This is a genomic window from Ancylomarina sp. 16SWW S1-10-2 (genome assembly GCF_009669305.1).
In the GTDB taxonomy this organism is placed as follows: domain Bacteria; phylum Bacteroidota; class Bacteroidia; order Bacteroidales; family Marinifilaceae; genus Ancylomarina.
This window is the reverse complement of record NZ_SADB01000008.1, coordinates 1-24,690: the sequence shown is the minus strand read 5'-3', so window position 1 is coordinate 24,690 and position 24,690 is coordinate 1. Positions and strand designations below refer to the sequence as shown.

Genomic DNA, 24,690 nt, shown 5'->3' with positions numbered 1-24,690 from the left:
CATATTGTGAATAAATTCTTAATTCATACTTCGATACTTTGCCGGAGTCATGCCTACTTTCTTCTTAAATATTTTACTAAAATGCTGAGGATACTCAAAACCAAGGCTGTATCCTATTTGCCCAACGGGCTCTGAAGAGCTCAAAAGTTGAGTTTTTGCTTTTTCAATCACATAAAAATGAATATGCTCTAGGGCATTCCGTCCTGTCTCTTTTTTTAGCATGTCGCCAAGATAGTTGGAAGACATATGGAGCTCAGTTCCACAGTAATTTACTGTGGGAAGTCCACTAACAAGCTGCTTGTCTGAATTGTAATAATCTTTCAATAATTGCTCAAAACGACTCACTATATCTTTGTTAAGATTGGTTCGGGTATAAAACTGACGATCGTAGAATCGTGTACTATAATCTAGTATCAGTTCAATGTTTGAGATAATTAGTTTTTGGCTATGTTTATCAATATTCTGGCTGTATTCCTTTTTAATTTTCTCAGTTATTTCGGAAAGTTCCTTTTTCTCTTCATCCGATAAATGAAGTGCTTCGTGCGAATCATAAGAAAAAAAAGAATAATCATCGATATGTTTGCCTAATTCTGATTTTCGAATCAAATCGGGATGAAATAATAACACCCAACCACCTTCTGCTTTATTATCATTCCAGTGAGGTATGGTAATCACCTGTCCGGGTTTAATAAACACAAGAGTTCCTTCCTGAAAATCGTATGTATTTCTTCCATAAGAAAAGGAACCATCAACATTAGGTTTTAAAATTACCTGATACAAATCTGTAACTACAGTCTTACCACTAAAACTCTCATTCATGGTTACACCATGTGGAATTACAGTTACCAAAGGATGCTTGGGCTTTTCTATATTAAAAAAATCACAAACCTGGCTTATCGTTTCTAATCTATGTATATCTTTCATTATTTCAGGATATTATCTTTTAAACTCAGCAAATAGTTCTCTGAATTTAAGTGTTCTAAAACCATTTTACCAAAGCGCTTTACTCACCCAGAAAATTGGCAATATGAAGTCGAAGTGCCTGAAGCCGCCATCCCTTCGATGTCCGTACATAATCGTTATCGTAACTTGCAAGCAAGCAATTTACACGATTCTCAGGCATAATGGGAGAAAAAAGGATCCATTTTGCCTTTGCTTTATCCCCTTCAATATCAATGATCGGATTGGTGAAACTGTGCAAGAAAAACTTATGCTCGGCATCCATTGCCTTGAAGGTTTCAACAATTTCCTGAAGACCCTTTGCCGATATTTTATAGTCAGGGCATTCCCAAGTGGCATTTTCAGTAAATATTTCGGCCAGTTTTTCCATATCTATTTCTTTGCCAGCCCAGCCCTTATCGACAGTATGGCCGTAAATAGCCTGAAGCGTTCTGATCTCTTCTAAATCTTCTAATCTTTTTATTCTTTGTTCTACTGTGTGTTTCATTTTAATATCCTTTACTTTTCAAAACCATTAGCTTTCACTAATTTTTCCAATCTCAACTCATATTCAAAGAAACTTTTCAGACTTCATTTTTTAATGCAGATTCAATAGATTCATTTCCACTATAAAGTTCGTATAGTTTATCTTTCTCATTTGTAATGATAACATGTAATATTATTAGTTACATCTTCCCTTGATATAGTCGCATTATAAGGATTTTTTGGTCTTTCCGTTTTAATTGTTCTTATACCTTTTTCTGGAATTAATTTGCACGGTCTTAGAATAGTATTATTTAGAATTCCTGAACAGTAGGACGAATTACAAGCTCATTAATATCTACATCGTCAGGTTGTTCGATAGCATAGGCTACAGCTTTTGCTATAGAAATAGCTGGAATTGCATCTTTATAAACCTGTTGTACAAATTGAGAGGTTGCTTCGTCAGAGCTTCCTAATTGTAATTCAGAATCAATTAAACCGGGTGAAAGTATAGTGGTTCTGATGTCTTTACCAACTTCTTGACGTAACCCTTCACTTATGGCTCTAACTGCAAATTTAGTTCCGCTATAAACGGCTCCACCAGGACTCACCTTTAATCCAGCAACAGATGCTAAGTTGATAAAATGACCCGACTTTTGTTTTTGAAACTCTGGTAAAGCTGCTGCAATTCCGTATAAAACACCTTTTATGTTTACATCAATCATTCTATCCCATTCGTCTACTTTTAAAGCGCTGAGTGGTGCTAGAGGCATAATACCAGCATTATTTACAAGAACATCTATTTTATCAAAGCTGTCAATCGCTTTTTTTACTAAAGCTTTTACATCATTAGCATTGGTAACATCCGTTTTTAGTATTTCTATTGCTCCACCATTTCTTTTGATATCAGCAGCAATAATTTCTAATTTTTCTAATCTACGAGCACCTAAAACCACTTTTGCTCCTTTTTCTGCCAAATAACGAGCAGTTGCTTCTCCTAAACCACTACTTGCTCCGGTAATTACGACTACTTTTCCTTCTATATTATTCATATCTTTTCATTTTTTAAAATATATAGTATAAATAGATGCACTTGAGTACTTCTATTTATACTAATTTCAGACTTGTTCTTTATTATTCTGCACTCAACTTTTTCCCGATAACAATTTTCCGAATGAGATTCCCGTAACTTTAACGCTCCCAATTGTATAAATAAGAGCCAGCATTAAATCCAATCCTGTAATTACGATTTGCTCCATAGGAACATTGCCAATAGTTGTTGTGTAGATAACAGTTAATACACCAATGGCTCTTACCAATCCATTCCATACCACAATTGAAGCTCGTGTTTGCAAATCGCGAGAAGACCAAACAAGTGTTGCACCCGCAAACATTATAAAAGCACCAACAACTACAGTTGTGATAAGTGTTTCAGGATTTGGGTTAATGAAAGCAGGTACTATCATCATTAATCCGATAGGAAAATTTAGAATACCTGTTATTAGAACTATCTTTCGAAAGATGTTTGATAATTTTTGCATAGCACAGTATTTTTTTTGTTAGTCAATAAATTAATTTACTCTCCTGATTTTATTTTCTTCATCATTCTACGAAGCGAAAATACAAAACTCTCTGGACTATCTTCTTGTGTAAAATGACCAGCATCTGGTAATAATTGCACTGGAGCTTTAGGGAAATAGGTGCGCCATTTGTCTTGAATGTGCTGTGAAGCAACAACATCATCTTTTAACCCGAAAATAAGTTCTACAGGTTTATCTTTAAGTGTACTTAATTTTCCTTCTAATTTTTCTAACCAAGGTTCAGCCAAGGTAATCTGTTGAGGAAAAGCGGCAGTTGCTCTTCGAGATTCTTTTGTTGGGAAAGGCATTGCATAAGCATCGGTAATAGCTTTATTGTTACGCGATTTTTCGTTGATTGAACTTTGCATAAGTGCTGTTGCAAAAAAGTTTTCATCGATAACTTTTTGTTCCATTTCAGGTGTTCTCATCTGCATTGAGAATTCTACCATTTTACCTTCCGCTTTCCAAGCCCAAGTATTACTAATTACCAAACCTAAAATATGATCGGGATTGCTTGTGGCAACAGATAAACCTGTTGGACCTCCCCAATCTTGAACTACGATAATAAATTTGTCCAGTTTCAAGTGCTCAAATAGCAGAGCGCTTATCCATTCAACATATTCTTGTGGTGTATAATCAAAATTTTGTGGTGTATCTGAAAAACCAAATCCAGGTAAATCATAAGCAATCACACGTGCTTCGCCCGATAACTGTTTAATGATGTTTCGGTTTAGAAACGACCAGTCAGGATTTCCATGTGTTAATACAATCGGAATCCCTTCTCCTTCATCAATGTAATGCATTGAAATACCATCTTTTTCGAACCAATTACTTTTGAATGGATACTCTTTTTTGTCGACAATAAATGGACGTTGTTTTTTGTTGTTGGCATCTTTGTTAAAGATTACTGGGTCAGCTGTTTGTGCATAAACCGCAGTTCCTGTTAACCCAATAAAAACAAGAGCAGATACCAATATTTTTGCTACTCTGTTCATTTCAGTTAAAATTATATTCTTCATGATTTTTTCTTTTAATATTCTAAAATTGTATGATACAAATGTAGAGGTAGTTGAGAACTTCTGTTTATACTTATTACGGTGTTTTGTATACTAATTGCTGATTGGGTAATTCTATTCTCAACTTTCCCTCTAAATTCCAAGTGCCAGTTAATTCTTCGATTGCATCATTTTCATTATAGGTCTTTGTGCTTCTTTTTCTTCTTCACTTAGCGTAAAAAAGCACTGCACTCCATTAAAGTTAAAACAACCATTGCATGCCACACATTTTGCTGGAGAGCGGTCTCCGCTTTGCCATCTTTGAACCAAATTAGGTTCGCGTACCAAAGCTCTCGATAAGGATACAGCATCAATTTTTGTTTCAGCCAATATTGAGTCAACGACATCTATTTCTCTGATTCCACCGACAAGTATTACCGACGCGTCTATTTTTTCGCCTAACTTTTTTGCTGAATCCAAATGGTAGGCCGAGTGCTTCTTCGCGCGACATATACTATAGTGTCCCGACATGGAACCTCCGCTCACTTCAATAGCATCTATCCCTTGCTTCGACAACTCTTCGGCTACTGCTAGAAAAATCTCTTCGGTTACACCTTGGTTATCCGCATAAAAATCTGAACTGCTTAATTTAATCCAAACCGGAAAATCGCTACCACATGTCGTTTTGATCTCATTCAAAATATCAAGTACGATTTGCATATTCTTCTTAAAATCACCACCATATTCATCGGTTCTTTTATTGAAGTCCGGATTTAAAAAACTATTTAACAAATAACCATGCGCTCCGTGAATTTGAACCCCATCGAAACCGGCAGTTTTAGCAACCAAAGCCGCTTCTGAAAATTCAAGAATAAGGTCTTGTATTTGTTTTGTAGTAAAAGCCGTTGCCTGAACACCCGAATTAGGGTCGGTATATTCCGATGGACCAAAAACGGCTCCCTCAACAGGAGCAAACTGTAACGTGCCAGTGTGATTTAGTTGAGCTATTATTTTTGTATTGTATTGATGAACATTATCAGTTATTTTTTTCAGTCCTGGAATAGCCTCTTTATTTAGTTGAACTACACTCTCGGAGTAATGATCTGATTTTGAGAATACAAAATAGCCCATATTAATTAGCCCGACTCCACCTTTTGCAAGGTCTTCATACATCTCGTATAATTTTGGACTCGTTTTTCCTTCTTTAGCTAATCCTTCGTTTGTAGCAGAACGGACGATTCTGTTTTTCACTTCTATTCCACCTATTACTGCAGTTTCAAATGCTTGTTTTATAGTCATAATTCTGTTTTTTAAAATCCAAACTGTTGTTTGATTCCACCGATAAAAGTTTCATCATCTAATTTTTTACGATTATCAAGAAGCTCTACAGCATCTTGTCCCGCTTCGTATCTTATTTTGTTAGTTCCATCAGTAGTTGCCGCATATATTTGTTCGGCAACAACTATTGGTTCCGACGCTGCGTCGAGAAAATGCTCCTGAAACTTTATTAATTTATCAACCGTTCCTTGGTATTCTTCCATACTTGGGTCGTTATTAAAATCGAATGAACGTCCTCCAAAGTCGGTTGCGATAACACCTGGCTCAACAATTTTCACCTTAATGCCGATTGGTTCCAGTTCAAAATGTAAGGATTCTGAAATGCCTTCAATTGCGAATTTTGTACCGTGATATAAGGATCCCAATGGAAAAGTCATTTTTCCACCCATCGACGATATATTAACAATAACACCATCTTTGTTTGCTCTAAAATGAGGTAGTATCGCACGAGTAACATCAAGTACACCTATTACATTTGTATTGAATTGACGAATAATTTTCTCTCTCGGAAATGCTTCCAACGGACCATAAGCAGCATAACCCGCATTATTTACCAAGGCATCTATTTTTCCAAACTTTTCAATACCGCCACTTATTGCATTATTTATCGATTCCAAATCCGTTACATCCAATTTGCTTACCAATACATTATCAAGCTTAGTTAACTCATCTTCTTTTTCAGGAGTACGCATGGTGGCAATTACATTCCATCCTTTTTCATGAAAATACTTTGCTGTTTCTTTACCAATTCCGCTACTTGCTCCTGTAATTAATATTGTCTTCTTCATTTGTATATGTGTTTATGATTTTTACTGATACAAAACTACTTTAGAACAGATTCGCAGATGTATATCAATTACAGATTGTTGTATACAAATTAAGGATTCAGTTCAACTTACGAGATGATTTATGGGAATTCTCAAAGGTCAAAACCTCCTCGAGTTTGCTGAACGCTTCAAAACAGATGAAAACTGTAAAGAATATCTAGCAAAAATCAAGTGGAATCAAGGATTCAAGTGTGTTAAGCCTAAATATATAAGCCGTTAAATTCGTAAAGATTTTTCGAGAACGTGCAATAGATGTAGTCACACTGAAACGACTGCTAATACTGTTTCATAAAGTGAAATTTGGCATTCGGAAAACTTTTTTTATTCGTTTTGAAATGACAACTAGCACTAAAAGCCTATCTGCTAGTTTGCTATAGTGTACTGAAAAAACTACCCCCTTGTTTATACATAAGGTGCATGTAAATAAATCAAGCAGAAATAAACCTATGAATCAGGGGTGTCACTCCTAAGGAGATCTAAAAAAATATGAAATAAACAAACTACCATACTAACGTTCCTAACGGAACTAAAAGAGAGGAGATAACCCTAAACAATTTTAAAGAAAAGCGCAGAGAGCTGAAAGTATGGTAATAGAATTAAAATACAAAAAAAAAGTTCCAGAGGGACGACAGATCAAAATATTTATGCGGGAATACACCAACTGCATTAAATATCCTTTAGAAAATAATCAAAACAACTCATAGCTTATACAGCTTACCGATTGGATCATTTACAAAAAACGAACAAAGTATATTTAATAATATTGTAAAAAGAATGGTGTATTCTAACAAAAAATTTCAATTCAAATTTATATGTTCCGAACTACCGACCTCTATCAATTTGATCTTAACAGATAGAGATTGATGTATTCTAGAAATTATTATGAATAGACTTTATTCGTTTATCTTGACTTTAAAAGTAAAATACTTTTGAGCAGTATAACTAAATAGAATTGCGATCATTGTAGTCACAATTTTCGATGGTGTTGGATACCATCCACAAACTTCGACAAATAGTTTTATGAAAACATAATTTATAAGTACACTTCCCATCACGCTTAATCCATATCTGAAAAGCTGAATACGCTTTCGTAAAAAAGAACCTGGAAAACTAATGTATTTAGCTAGAATAAAACCTGTAGGAAAAGTAAAAAAGAAAGACATAATAAAGGCAGCGATATGAGGTGCTATAGCAACAAAACCGAGATCAACAAGCTCCTTATTCAGAACAAAATTGTAGAAAATAAAGTATAGAAAAATATCCAATGCTGTATTGGCACCTCCAGTTGCTGCATATTTAAAGGTTTGCAAAGGCATAAACCTTTTAAATGGCGGGTAAAACCAAAGCACACAGGTCTCTATAAACTTTATTAAACTGTAAAATAGTTTCATCTCTATAATTTGGAAGACAAATGTACAAAAGAAAATAGGTCATTTTCATCTATTTCATAGCCTTTCACCTTTATTTTACCTCATTTCATCTACTTTTTAAGCTTATTGGAGATAAAACATTCCAAAATTAATACATTTGCGGCACTTTAAAGCTTATGGACAAAAATACAAAAAACGTTTACGAACTAGGAAACGCCAAAATCACTTCCCTATTGTGGAAATACTTTTTACCTGCATTCACAGGAGTTATTATAAACTCATTATATAATATTGTCGATCGTATATTTATAGGTCAAGGCGTTGGTGCAAAAGCCCTTTCGGGCTTAAGTGCCGTTTATCCTATTATGCTTATTCTTATGGCTTTTGGTATGCTAATAGGAATTGGTGCTGGTGTTCGTATTTCCATTAATATGGGAATGAAAAACTTTGCTCGAGCAGAAAAAGTGCTTGGTAATTCATTTATCCTAATGCTAATTGTATCGGTCATTATTAGCATCATCGGGTTTAGTATTAAAGATCCACTACTCCATTTATTTGGTGTAGAAAGCGATACAATGGCATTTGCAAATGAATACCTAAACATCATTCTATTTGGTGCTGTTTTTAACGTTATTGGCTTTGCCATGAATAATATGATTCGTTCCGAAGGCAATGCAAAAATAGCCATGTATTCCATGTTAATTAGTGCAGGAACGAATATTATACTCGATCCTATTTTTATCTTTTGGTTCGATATGGGTGTTGCAGGCGCTGCATGGGCAACCATCATTTCTCAATTTATTCTTTGCGTATGGGTTATTCGCCATTTTAGAAGTTCACATGCCATTATAAAGCTACGTAAAGTAAACTTTAAATTAAATGGGGAAATCATTCTCTACATTATCACGATTGGATTTGCACCTTTTTCGATGCAAATTGCAGGTAGTTTTGTACAAGGTTTATATAACATACAACTGGTAAAATATAGTACCGACATAGCCATAGCAGCCATGGGTATAATTAATTCGGTTGCCATGTTAATCGTCATGTCTATAGTTGCAATTAATATGGCAGCGCAACCTATCTATGGCTTTAATTATGGAGCAGAAAATTACAAGCGAATAAAAGACACGCTCATCATTTGTATAAAAGCTGCAACAGGAATTTCAATTGCAGGATGGCTCCTAGTCCAATTCTGTCCTGAATTAATAATACTCGCCTTTAATAATTCAAGCGATGAATTATTGAAAGTAGGAACCAAAGGTCTTAAAATATTTTTGCTTGCACTTCCCATTGTTGGATTTCAAGTCATTGTTGGAAATTACTTTCAATCAATCAGTAAAGCAGGTATTTCAATTCTACTTACTCTTATGAGACAGGTTATACTGTTAATCCCCATATTATTTATTCTACCCACCTACTGGGGCTTAACTGGTGTTTGGTTTGCCGGCCCAATTGCTGATGTTGGATCGGCTATGGTTGCAGGCTTTTTTATAATTCGAGAACTGAAGATTCTGGATACTAAATCATTAAATATTCAAACTAAATCTAAACATTCAGAAATATAATTTTCAATTTAGATTTTTGACGCTGATCAAATATGATTTGATATGATTAAACTAGACAACAAAAGGTTTCCCATAATGACATAATTTACAGAATAGACATATTATAACTTTCTGTTAATTATGAAAACTTTGTAATTCTATAAATACTTTACGTCTGGCAGATAAATTACAAACCATCATATTATTCTGCGACTAACTATACTGGACAACAAAAGACTTTCCTATAATAACAAAATTTACAGAAGAGACAGATTCTAACTTTCTGTTAATTATGAAAATTTTGTAATTCTATAAATACTTTACGTCTCGCAGATAAATTACAAATCATCATATTAATCTGCGACTAACTATACTGAACAACAAAAGGCTTTCCCATAATGACATAATTTACGAAAGAGACAGATTCTAACTTTCTGTTAATTATGAAAATTTTGTAATTATGTGAATATTTTACGCTTCGTAAATAAATCCAAAACAATCGTAAAAGCCTAGCATACTTAATGCAAGCCTTTTAATATAAACTTCATAAAATCCAACAAAAAAGAAAGCTGAAGGTTTATATATTTTGAAAAATAATAACCGAATAATTAAGATTCGATTTAAACACATACATTTCGTTAGTCGTAACTAAAAAAAATATGTAAGTCAACTAAGTTTTCCTATAATATTTTACGATATTTAGTATAATTATTGAACATCTTATGTTTTTGCGATGAAATACATCTATTTAATTCTACTAATTTCACTTTCGAACATTCTAACTGCTCAAAGCAAAATTGACAGTTTAGAGGCTCTACTTCCCAATAAACAAGGACTAGAAAAGGTTGAGATATTAAATAAACTAGCCTTTTCATATTGGAATGTCTCCCCAGATAAAGGTATAAGTTATGCAAAAACAGCCTATACAATTGCGCTAAAGGAAGACAGTAAAGTCGATATGGCAAAAGCCCTTAAATGTATTGGTATAAATCATTGGGCTAAGAGTCAATCACATCTCGCATTAAAAAATCTTCAAAAGTCATTAAAAATATACGAAGAGATAAATGATCTAAAAGGAATATGTTCTTTATATAGCAATATAGGTCTTGTTTATAAAGACCTATCAGACTACAAAAATTCTTTAAAGTACTTTCTGAAATCTTTGAAAATTTCAGAAGAACACAAAATTACTAACCTAATAATCACAACGAATTACAATATTAGTGTTATGTATATGGCACAAGAAGATTATCCAAAAGCTCTAAAGTATGCACAAGAAGCCATTGATTTATCTGAAAAGCATCATAATTCAAGTAACTTATCAACTCAACTAAACTTGATGGCACAGATTTATGAAGTCCAAAAAGATTACATAAAAGCCAAAAACACCTACATAGAATCTCTCGAATTAAATAAAAAAAATGGAAATAATTACGGAACGACTGTAAGTTTATATAATATAGGAAACGTTGAATATAATCTTAAAAATTATGACAGTGCTATAACGTATTTCAACGAATCTCTCACTCTAAGTAAAAAGATTGATGATAGAATGGGTGTTTTACTTGCATACAAAAGTATTGGGCTTGTTCAGAAAGAATTAAAAAAACACAACACTGCTCTATCTTTCTATAAAAAAGCATTAGACTTATCAGTTGAACTTGATGTAAAGGAAGAAAGATTGGAAATCTATAAATATTATTCTCACCTTTATAAGTCAAGTGGTGAATTCAATAAATCCTTAGTTTATCTAGAAAAATTCATTTCACTTAAGGATAGTATTTACAGTGAAAATAGCTCGAAGCAAATTGCCGAAATGCAAACGAAATACGATAGCGAGCAAAAGGAAAAAGAAAATGAATTACTCAGAAAAAATAATGAAATTCAAGATTTAGAAATCGCTAAACAAACCACATTAAAAAACTCATTTATAGCCTCATCTATACTTGTTATTTTAATAGCAATCATACTGTATAACCGTTTTAAAATTAAGAAAGAAGCTAATGATATACTCTTCAAAAAGAACAAATTAATAGAAGAGCAGAAAGAAGAACTCTTACTAAAAAACAATAAACTAACAGAACAATATGATCAAGTTAAAATATTAAATGCCACAAAGAATAAACTTTTCAAAATCATCTCTCATGATCTTAAATCTCCTTTTAATTCGATACTCGGTTTTACGGATATATTAAACTCTAACTACGACTCATTTGATAATGATGAAAGAATAGACATGATTAATGAGATTAGTAAATCCTCACATTTTGCCTATGATTTACTCATAAATCTGCTTACTTGGGCGCGAACACAAACAGGAGAAATCAAAATAAAAAAAGAGCCTCTCGTACTTAAAGACTTAGTACAAAAATGTGTCGACTTATATGGACAAAGTGCTAGTGCTAAACACATAAATATCGCCGTAAGTATACCTAACGATATTAAGCTAATAGTAGATAAAAATACGTCGATGATTTTTATTGGTAATTTGATAAACAACGCCATAAAATTCACTCCGGATGGAGGATTGATTACGATTAACACATCGGAAAAGGAAGAATCTGTTAATCTACATATTGTAGACACGGGTGTTGGCATGACTCCCAAGATGCTAAATAATCTATTCAAGATTGATGAGAATACTTCTACCAAAGGAACTAATAACGAAAAAGGAACAGGATTAGGATTAATTCTCTGCAAAGAGTTTATAGAAAAAAATGGCGGAAATATAAAAGTTACCAGTGAAGTTGGAAAAGGCAGTGAATTTATAATCTCTTTACCAAAACCAATTAACTAATAAAAAAGCAACTCAAAAAATATGAAAGGGACAATTGAAACAATCAACTATCCCTTTTTTATGCTCTTACTTTCTACGCCAAATACTTATCTGAGTAATGGTATGTTGATATTTACGAGCCGTTTCACGAATTACAAAAGATAAATCTTTAGGCTCTTCTACCAATTCAAAATATTCAGATAAGTGATCTTTCAATCCATCAAGCGTTGTGTATGGCTCACCATCTTTTCTGTAGCCTCCTACCCAATTATCAAGTTCGGTAAATTCTTCGAGCCAAGTATATGGCGATGTTAAAACAAGCAATCCACCTACATTAATACGAGAATGAACGTCCTGCAAAAATTTAATGGGATTGTATAAGCGATCGATCAAATTACTTGCAATAAGTAAGTCGTAACCTGAGAATAAGGGTTTTAAATTACAGGCGTCACCTTGAAAGAATTCTACCCGATCGGCATAAGCATCCAATCCATAATCCGCAAGCTTAATCTCTTGATACGTGTCAAGCTTACCTTCTTCTATTCGGCTATAATTCAGTTTACCACTTTCCTTAAGCTGTGTTCCTATTCGAATAAATCGTGCAGAAAAATCCAATCCCATCACTTTATCAAAATACTTTGCCAACTCGAAAGAGGTTCGTCCTGTAGCACACCCCAAGTCGAGAGCTGATCCCTTATTAATTGTCTTCAAATGATTCTGCAAAAGCTTAATACAGGCAGTAGAAAAGTTTTCTATACCAAAGTAAGTCTGTCCATATTGAAACTCACAGTATTGTGAAACCAGTTCGTCACTCTCATAATAATCGTCATCTATAGCCACCTCAACTTCCGATTCAATATATCGGAAACCTGCATGCTGAAAAAAGTGACGACGAAAAGCGTAGCGCGAATCCTTTATGGCCAAATTACCTGTAGATATCCACGAACCACCCTTTATCAAGTTATGTCGAGCATCGAATGTTGGTGTTGAAAAATCATCATAAAAAGGATGAATTTCAAAACCATCGAAAGCTGAAATAGGCATCTCAGTCCATTGCCACACATTACCAATCACATCATAAAAACCATTAAACTCAAACTCATCAACAGGACAAGAGGACGCATAATGTTCTAGATTTATATTTCCAGGTGCCTTTTCCCAATAAGCTTGATCTTCTATATCAAGAGAATTACGCAACAAATAATATTCTCCCTCGGTTGGCATTCGTAATTTCTTCCCAGTTTTAGCTGACTTCCAATTACAAAAAGCCTTTGCCTCTAAATAATTGACCTCAACCGGCCAATTCCATGGCATGGCAATCTCCTTCAACATACATCTCAATCTCCAGTTATCCCCTTTTTTCATCCAAAAAACAGGGCATTCGCACTTTTTAAACTGCACCCAACTCCATCCTTCTTCTGTCCACCATTCTTGCCCATTATAGCCATCATCATCAACAAAAGCTTTAAATTCAACATTAGAAACTAAAAATTTGGAAGCTGAGAAAGCATTAATATCTATACTTAATGCACCAAACTCATTATCCCAACCATAAAGAGCATTAGCCTTGGTCTTACCCATGCTTACTTGCCCAGCATTAACTTTCACCAACTTATTAGTCGGTGCTTGTCCCGATTTATCGCATATTTTAAATAGAGGATTATCTTTCACCTTATCGATAGGCAATTGTCTAATTAAAACAGAAGACGTTTCGATATGAATACGCTGATGCTCAACACCCATTATAATCACCCAAAATGGACTCTCCCAATTAATTGGCATACTAAGAGGTAATTCTGCAATCAAATGCTCAAGCACAGTCTTCACCTGCTTTCTGTAATCTTGTACCTCCTGCAAACTAGGCCAATCGTAATGCTTCTCATTCAAATCGTCCCAAGACATTTCATCGACACCAACCGCAAATATTGACTCAAACTTAGGATTAACTCTTTCTGTAATGAGACCAGCCAACAACAACTTATTAATATAGAAAGCAGCTGTGTGTCCAATATAAAAAATAAGCGGATGACGAAGAGGATCGGCTCGCATATAAAAGGTCTCCTCGCCTTTCAACGAATCGTATAATTTATCATCTAACTCCCAAGTAGCCAAAAAATATTCGAGTATTTCTTCTCTTTTATCTTCTGAATTACCTGAATTGAGAATGGGTGTTTTTGTTACGAGTATATTTTTGTCCGATTCAATATCAATCATATCATTTCACTTATTAAATTTGCATTTTTTTATACTTAATGAAGTTAAGGATTTTTATTAAAAGTTCATAAACACCTAATTGATTTTAAAAAATGATATCACTTGTGAACAAGATATAAAGCTATTTCGTTAAATACTTGTTAAAATCGGCTAAAACTGCATTTCAATGATCTCAAAACAGTTTAATATGATAATTTTGAAATCAAATTAAAAATCGGACTTAAACCTTTTGCATTTTTGTTCGTCTAAACATAGATTTCTGTCAAAAAGAAATTTTTGTTCTGGATTTCAAAATGTATAAAATCATAAGCGCTAACTAATTTTAAAATAGATGAGCAAACTACTGCTCACCTAAAACAAGAACCTAAAAATGAAGAGAACATTATTACTACTAGTTTTCACAATGCTTATTTGCGTATCTCAAGCCATAAGCTTAGTACCAAACTCAGCAGGAGCTCTGAATGGTACTATAAAAGGAATTGTGATAGACAATGACTTAAAAACACCCGTTGAATACGCCACAGTTTCCGTATTTCATATGAGCGATTCGAGTCTTATAAATGGAACAATTACAAACGCACAAGGCGAGTTTGAATTAAAACACCTCAAACCTAGCAAATACTATATTGAAATTTCTTTCATTGGATACAACAAAAAAACCATACGTAACATTCCAATTAATAACGATCACAAACATGCCGACTTAAAGAATATCTATATTAATCAAGCAAGTGAAGCGTTGAACGAGGTTACAGTTAATGCTGAGCGTTTACCTGTACAATATGAAATTGATAAAAAAGTGATTCCTGTTAGCCGTCAACTAACCACAGCCAGTGGTAATGCGGTTGATGTATTGGAATCGGTACCTTCTATTGATGTAGATATTGAAGGCAATGTTAGCCTGAGAGGAAGCAGTAGTTTTACGGTATTGGTTGATGGACGTCCATCTATTCTAGATGCTGCCGACATTCTTACTCAAATGCCAGCCAGTGTCATCGATAATATTGAAATTATCACAAATCCTTCTGCCAAGTATGACCCTGAAGGTTCATCAGGAATTGTAAATATTATTACTAAAAAAGGAAAGCTGAAAGGCACTTCGGGTGTTGTAAACCTCAACTTGGGAAATTATGACAATTACGGAGCTGACTTTCTAGTTAATGTGCGTAAAAACAAATTCAACTTTCATGTTGGAATGGATTATAACAACCGTAACTTTTCTGGCGATCGTGAAAGCGAAAACAGAACAACATCAGGAGATAAAACAACATACGTTTTCTCTGAAGGAAATTCTGATCGTCAACGTTTAGGTTATGGTTTTCGTACAGGTTTCGATTACGAAATTGACGATAATAATATAATCACACTTGGTCTTCGTTATGGCGGCAGAGAAATGGAAAGCAGTTCAAAATCGGACTATACAGATTATTTTCAAATAGATGGCCAAGATCCTAGCACGCCTGAGGAATACATAAGTACCGATGTTTCTAATCGTGATATGGAATTCTATAATGCCAATTTCAGCTACCTACGAAAGTTTGAAGGTAAGGGACATCAGTTATTAACTCAAGTTAACTATTCTTATCGTGATGGTGATGAAAAATCGAAAACAGAGCGTAAACAAGATGCTAGTATTGTAGATGGAAAAAAATCCACCGAAAAAGGTCCTAGTTCTCATATCGACATTAGAACAGACTATACGCTCCCATTGGGTGGGAAAAGCAAGTTCGAAGCAGGTTATCAATCTAAACTTCGACAAAGTGAAGATATTACAACACAATCGGATTATTCACTCGTAGACATAGATTATATTCCACAACCAGAATATGGTCACGAAGTTGATTATAAAAAGAATGTACATGGAGCTTATGCGCTATATGCCGATCAATCTGGAAAATTTGGTTATCAAGTTGGATTAAGAACCGAATATACTGACAGAGAAATCAAGTTTAAGGGCGGAAATGAAAACTTTACAATCAATCGATGGGACTTTTTTCCTACCATTCACACGCAAGTTAACTTGAAAGAAGGAAACCAAGTAATGGCCAGCTATACACGACGCATTCAGCGCCCAAGAGGATCGAGCCTTGAACCTTTTATCACTTGGAGTGATGCTTACAACGTTCGAAAAGGAAATCCTAACTTAAAGCCTGAATATATCGATTCATACGAATTAAGTTATCAGAAACGTATTGGGGAACAATCTTTCTCATTTGAAACATACTACCGTGTCACTCAAAATGTTATGGAAGGTATACGATCGGTTTATCAGGAAAATGTGATGTTATCAACTACTGAAAATGTAGGTACTGATTATTCGCTTGGTTTGGAAACCATGTTCAACTTAAGCTTAGCTAAATGGTTTAAAAATGATCTAATTGGTAATGTGTATCGTTACAAAGAAGAAGGTGACTACACAACCTACGACAGTGATAATGTACCTACAACACAAGATTTTTCAACAAAAAGTTTCAACTGGAGTTTGAGAAATAATTCTACTATCATGTTTAATAAAACCACTCGCTTTCAAGTTAATGTCAGATACAATTCAGCAAGTAAGAAAGCTCAAGGCGAACGAAAGGCCTTTATTACGGCGAATTTAGGTCTAAAAAAAGAGTTTATGCAACGTAAACTATCTGCGACATTACAGTTACGAAACATATTAAATACCGCTAAATATGAAAATATTAGTAAAGGGAATGGTTTTTATAACAACAGCAAATTTGATATGCAATGGCCTAGTATTAAACTAAATTTGAGCTACAAAATCAATAATTACAAAAAGAAACGTGGACCTCAAGAAGAAAATGTTGATATGGAAGAATTCGAAATGCAATAAATACAACTATAATAAGAGAAAGAGATGTTCTAAGGAATACCTCTTTTTTTATACCCATGTCTCGTCCTGACATAGCCTTACACAAACAGTAATGTTCTGAATAAAATCTAAAGCAACACGAAACAGGTTTAATCAATAATTTATAGATATTCCATACCCAATAAATACAGACACTCCTGTAAAATTTGTCATCCCCATTTCAACACTTTTTGTTGATGTCTAACTCAATATTTATCTAGAAATTAAATCTTAAGAAAAGCTATAAAACCAGATTTCAATTTGGATGTTTCAAATAGAAGGATCGAAATATTGACATAAAAAAAGAGTCTTAACCTAAATTAAGACCCTTAAATATATTCATTGATGAAACTTACATACCTAAATTTCGGTTTTTGTTAACTTCATCTTGTAATTTTCTTGCTAATTTTTGCTCACGTATTAAAGCGTTCTTCCTATGTGAATCAAATTCTTCTCTTACTTCATCTAACCTTACTTGAGTTTCTTTCGTTACTAAGTGACTTCTTTTAAATAATAAGAAAAAGAAACAGGTTAAAATTATCAGACCTCCAACTAAACTCCAAATGAATAAATTATAAGTCGATTTCGACATTTGAATTCCCAATAAAACCATACTATCCTTACTATCTTGTATAGTTGTTAACGCATTCTTAGTTTCACTTAATTCTAAATTCAAAGATTTGATTGTTTTATCTCTTTCAGACACGAGTCTTTCAGAACCTAAAAAATCCTGTCTAATTGAATTCAAGCTATCAACAAAATTTGATTCAAACTTCTGTAACCATACTAACGGAACTGATTTGTAAGTTTTCCATCGAAAAGATTTGTTCATTATAAAGTCAAATTGCTCTTTTATAGGAGCATTTTCAATATAAACACGCGGCTTAACTACAGTTGTTTCCTTTTTCGTGCTATCTTTTTTTGTTTGAGTTTCTTTTACGTCAGTCGTTTGAGCTGTCAGAGCAAAAGAAAAACATAAAAATAAGGTTAGGGTTGAAAGAAGTTTTGCTATTTTCATCAGATGTCATTAATTTGGTAAAGTTGTAGTTACAAAGAAAATAAAAATATACCGATTCTTTATATATTCAAAAATCTTTTTTTCATCAAAAACCACTATTATGACTCAAGTTACAAAATAAAACACTAAACCTAAACTGACAATTGAATATTTTGTTCAAACAAAATATAGGCACCATAAATAAATACACAATCTACAAAACCTGCATATCACTTATAATATGGCAAGTACACGTCATACACCACCTATTAAAAAATGCTTAAACAGTAATAATTAAAACACGATTAAATATCCAAATAATAAAGTTGAAAGAATAAATTTGAAAATAAAACCACAGAACAAAATTATTCCTACACATAAAAAAACGAGACACTCGTCAAAACTTCAAACCAACGTACAATAATAAAATTATACAACGTTAATCCTAATTTCCACATATATTAAATACTCAAACTGAGTTTTTCAGCTTTTCATTCTTATTTAATCTTTAATCAACTCAAAATATTTTTTTTAAAATATCGTTAACAAATAAAATCAGACAATGAAGTATTTTATCTTAAAATATTCCTTAGATTTGTTTTAGAATTTAAATATCAAATGAAGAAACAGAATAGTTATATCGCATCATACACTACAACTCAATCTCCTCTTGAGTTAGCTATGTATGCATCTACCTCACTAACTTCTTTTAGATCAAATATTTATTTTTCGAACAATAATAAGAATTGTTGTTGTTGGTGCTGTTGTATTCCTCATTGTTAGTTCTATAAAACATATTTTTTTTAAGACTAATAAATTAAGAGAACATATTTCCTGTGTCTCAAATTTTCCTATTACTATACATTTATATATCATACCAGAATGGACTATCTAACGAAAGTTATGGAAGAGCTTCAAGCTTCACGTGAAATTAATGAACTAGACCTTCCAAGTAGAGATTTAAGCCAAGCCTTTGTTGAAGAAGCTATGAACGCTTTATTTCCAATTAGTGCACGTCGATCGAAGAGTCATTGCGCACAAGCAGCACTCTTATTACAATTAGAAACACATTTAAGACTATTGCTATTACCTATAAAAGAAGATCTTAAATTTTCTATTGATGATTTATCAAAAGAATTTATGTTGAACCTTCCTAAAGTTTATAGAGCGCTATTATTAGATGCTCAAGCAATTCAAGATTTCGATCCTGCAGCGAGTAATTTAGGTGAAGTTATTGTCTCCTACCCTGGTTTTTTTGCAATTATGGTTTACCGATTAAGTCATGAACTTTATTTAGCAAATATTCCAATAATTCCACGACTTATGAGTGAATATGCACATTCTAAAACAGGAATTGACATTCATCCAGGAGCTAAAATTGGAGAATCATTCTTTATTGATCATGGAACTGGGGTTGTAATAGGGGAAACTGCAATCATTAAAAACAAAGTGAAAATTTATCAAGGAGTTACCCTTGGTGCTTTACAAGTGAAAAAGAGTTTAGCCAAAAAGAAACGTCACCCTACTGTTGAGGACAATGTGATTATTTATTCAAATGCAACTATTCTTGGTGGAAATACCATAATTGGCAAGAACAGTGTAATTGGTGGTAATGTTTGGCTGACCGCAAGCGTCGACTCTAACTCCTTAGTCTATCACTCACATAAAATTAAAGTCAGATCGAGTATCAAAGAGAACAACATCATCGACTTTCAAATATAATTTTTATTCACAATAAAACACACAATCAAAAACAAGCCATTTAAATCACAACTTATAGATAACGATGTGATAAAGCGGCAACTTTCTCCAGACAATTATCTCGAGAACACACTTTAAAAATATAAAATTATGAAACTAGAAAACATACTAGAAAGTATTGGACGAACTCCTGTTGTAAAAATTAATAAAATACTAGGAAAAGACACACAGGCTTGGATTAAACTAGAACGAAGTAATCCCGGAGGAAGTATAAAAGATAGAATTGCTCTATCGATGATAGAAAAGGCAGAAAAAGATGGTATTCTTAAGGAAGGGGCTACTATTATTGAGCCAACATCGGGTAATACTGGTGTTGGACTAGCAATGGTTGCTGCCGTAAAAGGTTATAAAATAATTCTTGTTATGCCTGAGTCGATGTCGGTTGAACGTAGAAAACTGATGTCAGCCTATGGTGCAGAATTCGTTTTAACTGCTCGCGAGTTGGGGATGAATGGAGCTATAAATAAAGCTAAAGAGCTTATAGAAAGCACGACTAACAGTTGGATGCCATCACAATTTGATAATCAAGCCAATATTGATGCACACAAACAAACCACTGCTCTAGAAATAATTGCTGATTTTCCTGATGGCCTTGACTATCTTGTTACCGGAGTAGGCACAGGTGGACACATTACAGGAGTTGGAGAGATTTTGAAAGCAAAATTTCCTAACTTAAAAATATTTGCTGTTGAACCAGAAACTTCTCATGTAATTAGTGGTGGAAAACCAGGACCTCATCCTCTTCAAGGAATTGGTGCAGGATTTATTCCTAAAAACCTTAACGAATCAATCCTTGATGGTGCAATTAAAGTCAACAAAGAAGAGGCTTTCTCTATGGTTAGATCACTAGCTAAGGAAGAAGGTATTTTAGCAGGTATATCAACAGGAGCATCTTTGGCTGCAATTGCAAAGAAAAAAGACGAATTTGGAGCAAAAGCTCGTATTTTAACTTTCAATTACGACACTGGAGAGCGCTATCTTTCTACTGAAGACTTGTTCTAATATAAAATTAAAGCTATCGAAAGAATTGTTCTATCGATAGCTTTATTTTTTTAACACTAAATAAAGATTTATTGTACTCTAGTGAAATATTAAAATTGGCATATGCGTTTTCACAAATAATTTTCGTGACATCTGTCCAAAAAACAAACGCTCTAATAAATTGTGTTTTCTTGCCATAATAGCAATCATGCCAATATCATTATCATTAACATAGGATTCAATTGCTTTCATTTTGTCTCTCATCTTAAAAATTTGACATTGAAACGTATCATTTCCTATTGTTTTTCTCAAATACTTACGTAGTATACCCATACGATGATCAACTAATGGATCCTCATCACCTTCATTTTCAAAATGCACACAATGTATATTCATTGAGTAAGGTTCGGTAATATATTTGAGTGTAGCAATTGACTTAAAATCAGCCTTATCAAAATCTGTTGCATACATCACATCTTTCATATCTTCCAAATCAGGATTTTCTCCTCTATCTGACAAAATAAGAATAGGTACATCAACACTATCGATAACAGATGACACAACAGAACCTAATAAATTAGATGTTCCAGCCGTTTCGCCTCTAGATCCCATAACTAGCAAATCGGGCTTATAAGATTTGGTCATACTAACGATTTCAGAACTTACAATTCCTCCAGATAAAGCAACATCAATATCAACGCCACTGACTTTATCTTTTTCAACTCGTGCTGTTAGCTGATCCTTTAATTCATTGATCTTTCTTTGAGCATTTTTCTCTACTTCAGCTAAAACCTCCACAACAGTAGCATTATAGGTATAACTATCGGAAAATGGAACAGTTTCAATTGCCGAAGCAAAATAAGTGTGAAATAGAAGAATATCCGCATCGAATTTTACAGCCAAATTGTAGGCATAGTTGCAAATACGAGGTGTCGAATCAGAAAAATCAACAGGAACCATAATTCGATTTAATTTCATTATGGAACCATGAATGTCATTATCATCATCATTTTCTACATAAGTTAACTTAAAATCCTCAATCACATTTAATGCACGAATCAAATCTTCTTCACGAATTCTGACTTTTACGCCACCACCAATGGCAGACTGCAATAAGTTGATGTTTTTTAAGAAGCACTCTACTCCTGCTGATTCTAAACAACCTTGAAGTAATTGAGCCCTAGAATAGCTGTAAGTTGCTAAAGTTATTATCCTGTCTTTCATATGTGTCGATTTATAAAAGGTTTATATTCAAATCCAATTACCATTACGACTAAAATAATAGAATCACCAATAACTAGTTAGTAAACAACTTATTAATAGCAATACTCTTATTTAACCTAGATATAATAACTAAATATCATATCATTAAGTTCACTATACAATTTAATAAAAATAATCTAAACTCAAAAAAATACTTAAGATCAAAAAATAAAAAGAGGTTTAATAAGAACTTAAGCTTCCAGTGCATTTGAATATTAGAAAAAGATTGATTACTTTTGCGGCTTAGTAAAACTATTAATAATTAGTTTATTAATTAAACAATTTTAAATTATGTTGAATCATTACGAGACCGTTTTCATTGTAACTCCCGTTTTATCTGAAGCTCAGGTAAAGGAAGCGGCAGAAAAATTCAAGGCTCTTATCATCGAGAATGGTGGTAAGATGACAAATGAGGAAAGTTGGGGCCTACGCAAATTAGCTTATCCTATTCAAAAGAAAAGCACTGGTTTTTACCACTTGCTACAATTTGAAGCTCCTGGCGATACTATCGAGAAATTGGAACTTAACTACAGACGTGACGAGAAAATCATCCGTTTTTTAACTTTCAAACTTGATAAATACGCATACGAGTATTCTATTAAAAGAAAAGGAAACCTTAAAGCATCTAAAGAGGAAAAATAGTCATGGCACAAAATCAATCAGAAATTAGATATTTGACTCCCCCAACGGTTGAGATCAAAAAGAAAAAATACTGTCGTTTTAAAAAGAACAAAATCAAATTCATTGATTATAAAGATCCTGAATTTTTGAAAAAGTTCTTAAACGAACAAGGAAAGATTTTACCACGTCGTATTACTGGTACTTCTTTAAAATATCAAAGAAAGGTAGCTACTGCAGTTAAACGTGCTCGTCACTTAGCTCTTCTACCTTACGTAACTGACATGATGAAGTAATCATTTAAAGAAGGAGGAAACGCAATGGAAATCATCTTAAAACAAGATATCCATACTTTAGGGTATAAAAATGATATCGTAACTGTCAAGAATGGTTACGGAAGAAATTACTTGATTCCTACAGGTGTTGCAGTTTTAGCGACTGAGTCTGCTAGAAAAATGCACGCTGAAAATATGAGACAAAGCGCTCATAAACAGGAAAAAATCAAGAACGAAGCTCTTGAGCTTGCTAAAAAACTTGAAACTGTAACTATTACTTTAGGTGCTAAAACTAGTACTACTGGTAAAATTTTCGGTTCTGTAAACAATATTCAAATTGCTGAAGCTCTTGCAGCTCAAGGATTCGAAATTGACAGAAAAGTTATCGCAATCAAAGATGCTGTTAAAGAAATCGGTAAGCATTCTGCTATAATTAAACTTCATAAAGAAGTGAAAATAGAGATCGCTTTCGACGTTGTTTCAGAATAATCTGAACAGCTCAATTAATTTAAGTTAAGACACAACTTAAATCTTTTCAAACAAACATTTAAAACCACTCCTTTTCCTGGAGTGGTTTTTTAGTTTACATCCAGCCCAAACAATCGACACCAAGCTTAGAACTTCGAAAACGACAAACCACATTTATTTTTAGAGTCTTGTCTTATATATAATAATATTAATAACTCATAAGATACTAACAAGATCCATTTCCATATTGAAAGTTAAAAGTGATCAAAAAACAGATAAAGTATGTTAAGAGATAAACATAGACTTTTAAAATTGTATTTTGCATTAATCAGTGGAAAATCTAATTTTTAGAACAGAATTTTATATTGATATTCCAAACTATAAGTTTGAATTGAGAATTTGAAGTTGAGTCCATGTTTCTAGAGATACATTACCATGCATCTTAATGTGCAAGAAAAGTAAGATAATGACCTTACCCTAAAATGTCAATTAAGTTTTTTGAAGATCAGATGTAAATCAATTTTATAAATGGTAATAATTCAATAGGCTTATAAATAATTAAGAGCATTTTTTATCAGACCCCCCCCCACATTTACATTTCAAAAAATCTACTTTTAGAATAAATATTCCAAGAATTGACGTTTTGAGCCACTTTCTATAATTTCCGTAAACGTTATCATAATCAAAAGAATTCTCAAAAATCACTATTAAAGATATTTTTCTTTAATAAACTTTTATAACGCAAACATTTTCGGGGCTTCCCGAAACCGTTTGTACTTAAAATAGTTGTAAAAACAGCCCTTCCCAATCATTTTAGCTAGATCTTTTCTAAGAATACTTCATAGATTTACAATGTCGAACAAACCACATAAAGCGTTTGACAAATAAATTTAATTATTAACCAAAATTTTTAAACAGATGAAAAATCTAAATTTAAAACTAAAAGGATTGGCCTTAGTCGCCGTGTTAACATTAAGTCTAAGCTCTGCATTTGCAAGTGGACATCTTCGTATCAACAAGTATTTGAATACAGACTATTCTATTGTATCAGTATTTAATACAAGTGATTCAAACCTTAAGTTGAAAGTTTACGACGAAGATGGCACTGTATTTTATAGCGAAACCATCTCTGCTGAAACTTCAACTCAAAAATTGGTAGATTTGTCTTATTTGGTAGATGGAAACTATTCAGTAGCATTAGTTGGTAAAAACACTAAAATTGAAGAACCATTTGTTGTAAAAGCTAATAAATTGGACGTATCAGACGAAAAAATTCAATTAGCAAGAATTAGCCCTTACTTGGATACAGAATACTCTATCGTTTCAGTATTTAATAATAATGGATCAAACATTAAACTAAAAGTTTACGACGAAAATGGTTCTGAATTTTATAGTGAAACC

The 24,690-nt window shown here is 33.2% G+C and carries 20 protein-coding genes and 1 pseudogene; 10 read left to right on the top strand and 11 right to left on the bottom strand.

Translation table 11 applies throughout. The features are described 5' to 3' along the window. Positions 1-18: 18 nt before the first annotated feature. The 7 genes from EMN46_RS08090 to EMN46_RS08060 all read right to left on the bottom strand — a co-directional run bounded on the left by EMN46_RS08090 (position 19) and on the right by EMN46_RS08060 (position 6,123). Positions 19-924, bottom strand: coding sequence for an AraC family transcriptional regulator (locus EMN46_RS08090; RefSeq protein WP_154200297.1), 906 nt, complete (start codon positions 922-924; stop codon positions 19-21). Between the two features lie 79 nt (positions 925-1,003). Next, positions 1,004-1,447: a nuclear transport factor 2 family protein gene (locus EMN46_RS08085; RefSeq protein ID WP_154200296.1), complete on the bottom strand. Its 444-nt coding sequence runs from the start codon at positions 1,445-1,447 to the stop codon at positions 1,004-1,006. 289 nt (positions 1,448-1,736) lie between these two features. Further along, positions 1,737-2,474 carry an SDR family oxidoreductase gene (locus EMN46_RS08080; RefSeq protein ID WP_154200295.1) on the bottom strand — a complete coding sequence of 246 codons (738 nt, stop codon included), beginning with the start codon at positions 2,472-2,474 and terminating at the stop codon, positions 1,737-1,739. 93 nt (positions 2,475-2,567) lie between these two features. After that, positions 2,568-2,963, bottom strand: a complete 396-nt coding sequence (locus tag EMN46_RS08075) for a hypothetical protein (protein ID WP_154200294.1) — start codon at positions 2,961-2,963, stop codon at positions 2,568-2,570. A gap of 35 nt (positions 2,964-2,998) precedes the next feature. Continuing rightward, positions 2,999-4,021 carry an alpha/beta fold hydrolase gene (locus EMN46_RS08070; protein WP_154200293.1) on the bottom strand — a complete coding sequence of 341 codons (1,023 nt, stop codon included), beginning with the start codon at positions 4,019-4,021 and terminating at the stop codon, positions 2,999-3,001. Positions 4,022-4,168: 147 nt separating this feature from the next. Beyond that, entirely contained in the window at positions 4,169-5,296 is a 1,128-nt protein-coding gene (locus EMN46_RS08065) for an NADH:flavin oxidoreductase (RefSeq protein ID WP_154200292.1), read from the bottom strand. Positions 5,297-5,307: 11 nt separating this feature from the next. Beyond that, positions 5,308-6,123 (bottom strand): SDR family oxidoreductase, encoded by an 816-nt coding sequence (locus EMN46_RS08060; protein WP_154200291.1) that lies wholly within the window; start codon positions 6,121-6,123, stop codon positions 5,308-5,310. A 121-nt stretch (positions 6,124-6,244) separates the two neighbouring features. Between EMN46_RS08060 and EMN46_RS19925 the strand changes: the two are divergent. After that, positions 6,245-6,536, top strand: a pseudogene (locus EMN46_RS19925) (IS1595 family transposase); the annotation flags it as partial. Positions 6,537-7,055: 519 nt separating this feature from the next. Here the strand turns inward: EMN46_RS19925 and EMN46_RS08055 are convergent. Further along, positions 7,056-7,553: a GtrA family protein gene (locus EMN46_RS08055; protein WP_154200290.1), complete on the bottom strand. Its 498-nt coding sequence runs from the start codon at positions 7,551-7,553 to the stop codon at positions 7,056-7,058. A 155-nt stretch (positions 7,554-7,708) separates the two neighbouring features. Here EMN46_RS08055 and EMN46_RS08050 point away from each other — a divergent pair, with 155 nt between their 5' ends. Together EMN46_RS08050 and EMN46_RS08045 are read left to right on the top strand one after the other, a co-directional pair. After that, the gene (locus EMN46_RS08050) at positions 7,709-9,100 is read left to right on the top strand and encodes an MATE family efflux transporter (protein ID WP_154200289.1); all 1,392 of its coding nucleotides are present in this window, start codon (positions 7,709-7,711) and stop codon (positions 9,098-9,100) included. A gap of 712 nt (positions 9,101-9,812) precedes the next feature. Continuing rightward, positions 9,813-11,876, top strand: a complete 2,064-nt coding sequence (locus tag EMN46_RS08045) for a tetratricopeptide repeat-containing sensor histidine kinase (protein WP_154200288.1) — start codon at positions 9,813-9,815, stop codon at positions 11,874-11,876. A 66-nt stretch (positions 11,877-11,942) separates the two neighbouring features. Here the strand turns inward: EMN46_RS08045 and ovoA are convergent, their stop codons facing one another. Continuing rightward, the gene (gene ovoA, locus EMN46_RS08040) at positions 11,943-14,069 is read right to left on the bottom strand and encodes a 5-histidylcysteine sulfoxide synthase (RefSeq protein WP_154200287.1); all 2,127 of its coding nucleotides are present in this window, start codon (positions 14,067-14,069) and stop codon (positions 11,943-11,945) included. A 370-nt stretch (positions 14,070-14,439) separates the two neighbouring features. Here ovoA and EMN46_RS08035 point away from each other — a divergent pair, with 370 nt between their 5' ends. Beyond that, positions 14,440-16,908, top strand: a complete 2,469-nt coding sequence (locus tag EMN46_RS08035; RefSeq protein ID WP_154200286.1) for a TonB-dependent receptor — start codon at positions 14,440-14,442, stop codon at positions 16,906-16,908. A 370-nt stretch (positions 16,909-17,278) separates the two neighbouring features. Here EMN46_RS08035 and EMN46_RS08030 read toward each other — a convergent pair whose 3' ends face one another. Continuing rightward, entirely contained in the window at positions 17,279-17,944 is a 666-nt protein-coding gene (locus EMN46_RS08030; protein ID WP_154200285.1) for a hypothetical protein, read from the bottom strand. An 861-nt stretch (positions 17,945-18,805) separates the two neighbouring features. Between EMN46_RS08030 and epsC the strand changes: the two genes are divergently transcribed. Next, the gene (gene epsC, locus EMN46_RS08025) at positions 18,806-19,645 is read left to right on the top strand and encodes a serine O-acetyltransferase EpsC (protein ID WP_154200284.1); all 840 of its coding nucleotides are present in this window, start codon (positions 18,806-18,808) and stop codon (positions 19,643-19,645) included. Positions 19,646-19,774: 129 nt separating this feature from the next. Continuing rightward, on the top strand, positions 19,775-20,686 hold the full coding sequence (cysK, locus tag EMN46_RS08020; RefSeq protein ID WP_154200283.1) for a cysteine synthase A: 912 nt from the start codon (positions 19,775-19,777) through the stop codon (positions 20,684-20,686). 78 nt (positions 20,687-20,764) lie between these two features. Here cysK and EMN46_RS08015 read toward each other — a convergent pair whose 3' ends face one another. Further along, positions 20,765-21,889, bottom strand: a complete 1,125-nt coding sequence (locus EMN46_RS08015; RefSeq protein WP_154200282.1) for a universal stress protein — start codon at positions 21,887-21,889, stop codon at positions 20,765-20,767. A 330-nt stretch (positions 21,890-22,219) separates the two neighbouring features. Between EMN46_RS08015 and rpsF the strand changes: the two genes are divergently transcribed. The 4 genes from rpsF to EMN46_RS07995 form a co-directional block, all read left to right on the top strand. Beyond that, the gene (gene rpsF / locus EMN46_RS08010) at positions 22,220-22,570 is read left to right on the top strand and encodes a 30S ribosomal protein S6 (RefSeq protein WP_154200281.1); all 351 of its coding nucleotides are present in this window, start codon (positions 22,220-22,222) and stop codon (positions 22,568-22,570) included. 2 nt (positions 22,571-22,572) lie between these two features. After that, positions 22,573-22,842 (top strand): 30S ribosomal protein S18, encoded by a 270-nt coding sequence (rpsR, locus tag EMN46_RS08005; RefSeq protein WP_129254426.1) that lies wholly within the window; start codon positions 22,573-22,575, stop codon positions 22,840-22,842. A gap of 24 nt (positions 22,843-22,866) precedes the next feature. Continuing rightward, positions 22,867-23,310, top strand: a complete 444-nt coding sequence (rplI, locus tag EMN46_RS08000) for a 50S ribosomal protein L9 (RefSeq protein WP_154200280.1) — start codon at positions 22,867-22,869, stop codon at positions 23,308-23,310. A gap of 897 nt (positions 23,311-24,207) precedes the next feature. Further along, the coding region (locus EMN46_RS07995) for a hypothetical protein (protein WP_154200279.1) at positions 24,208-24,690 on the top strand (483 nt) is incomplete at its 3' end.

Coding starts and splice junctions, on each gene's coding strand:
- rplI (WP_154200280.1), top strand. CDS start 22,867: ATGGAAATCATCTTAAAACAAGATATCCATACTTTAGGGTATAAAAAT.
- EMN46_RS08090 (WP_154200297.1), bottom strand. CDS start 924: ATGAAAGATATACATAGATTAGAAACGATAAGCCAGGTTTGTGATTTT.
- EMN46_RS08035 (WP_154200286.1), top strand. CDS start 14,440: ATGAAGAGAACATTATTACTACTAGTTTTCACAATGCTTATTTGCGTA.
- ovoA (WP_154200287.1), bottom strand. CDS start 14,069: ATGATTGATATTGAATCGGACAAAAATATACTCGTAACAAAAACACCC.
- EMN46_RS08080 (WP_154200295.1), bottom strand. CDS start 2,474: ATGAATAATATAGAAGGAAAAGTAGTCGTAATTACCGGAGCAAGTAGT.
- EMN46_RS08060 (WP_154200291.1), bottom strand. CDS start 6,123: ATGAAGAAGACAATATTAATTACAGGAGCAAGTAGCGGAATTGGTAAA.
- EMN46_RS08050 (WP_154200289.1), top strand. CDS start 7,709: ATGGACAAAAATACAAAAAACGTTTACGAACTAGGAAACGCCAAAATC.
- EMN46_RS08055 (WP_154200290.1), bottom strand. CDS start 7,553: ATGAAACTATTTTACAGTTTAATAAAGTTTATAGAGACCTGTGTGCTT.
- EMN46_RS08015 (WP_154200282.1), bottom strand. CDS start 21,889: ATGAAAGACAGGATAATAACTTTAGCAACTTACAGCTATTCTAGGGCT.
- EMN46_RS08030 (WP_154200285.1), bottom strand. CDS start 17,944: ATGAAAATAGCAAAACTTCTTTCAACCCTAACCTTATTTTTATGTTTT.
- EMN46_RS08045 (WP_154200288.1), top strand. CDS start 9,813: ATGAAATACATCTATTTAATTCTACTAATTTCACTTTCGAACATTCTA.
- cysK (WP_154200283.1), top strand. CDS start 19,775: ATGAAACTAGAAAACATACTAGAAAGTATTGGACGAACTCCTGTTGTA.
- EMN46_RS08070 (WP_154200293.1), bottom strand. CDS start 4,021: ATGAAGAATATAATTTTAACTGAAATGAACAGAGTAGCAAAAATATTG.
- epsC (WP_154200284.1), top strand. CDS start 18,806: ATGGACTATCTAACGAAAGTTATGGAAGAGCTTCAAGCTTCACGTGAA.
- rpsF (WP_154200281.1), top strand. CDS start 22,220: ATGTTGAATCATTACGAGACCGTTTTCATTGTAACTCCCGTTTTATCT.
- EMN46_RS08085 (WP_154200296.1), bottom strand. CDS start 1,447: ATGAAACACACAGTAGAACAAAGAATAAAAAGATTAGAAGATTTAGAA.
- EMN46_RS08065 (WP_154200292.1), bottom strand. CDS start 5,296: ATGACTATAAAACAAGCATTTGAAACTGCAGTAATAGGTGGAATAGAA.
- EMN46_RS08075 (WP_154200294.1), bottom strand. CDS start 2,963: ATGCAAAAATTATCAAACATCTTTCGAAAGATAGTTCTAATAACAGGT.
- rpsR (WP_129254426.1), top strand. CDS start 22,573: ATGGCACAAAATCAATCAGAAATTAGATATTTGACTCCCCCAACGGTT.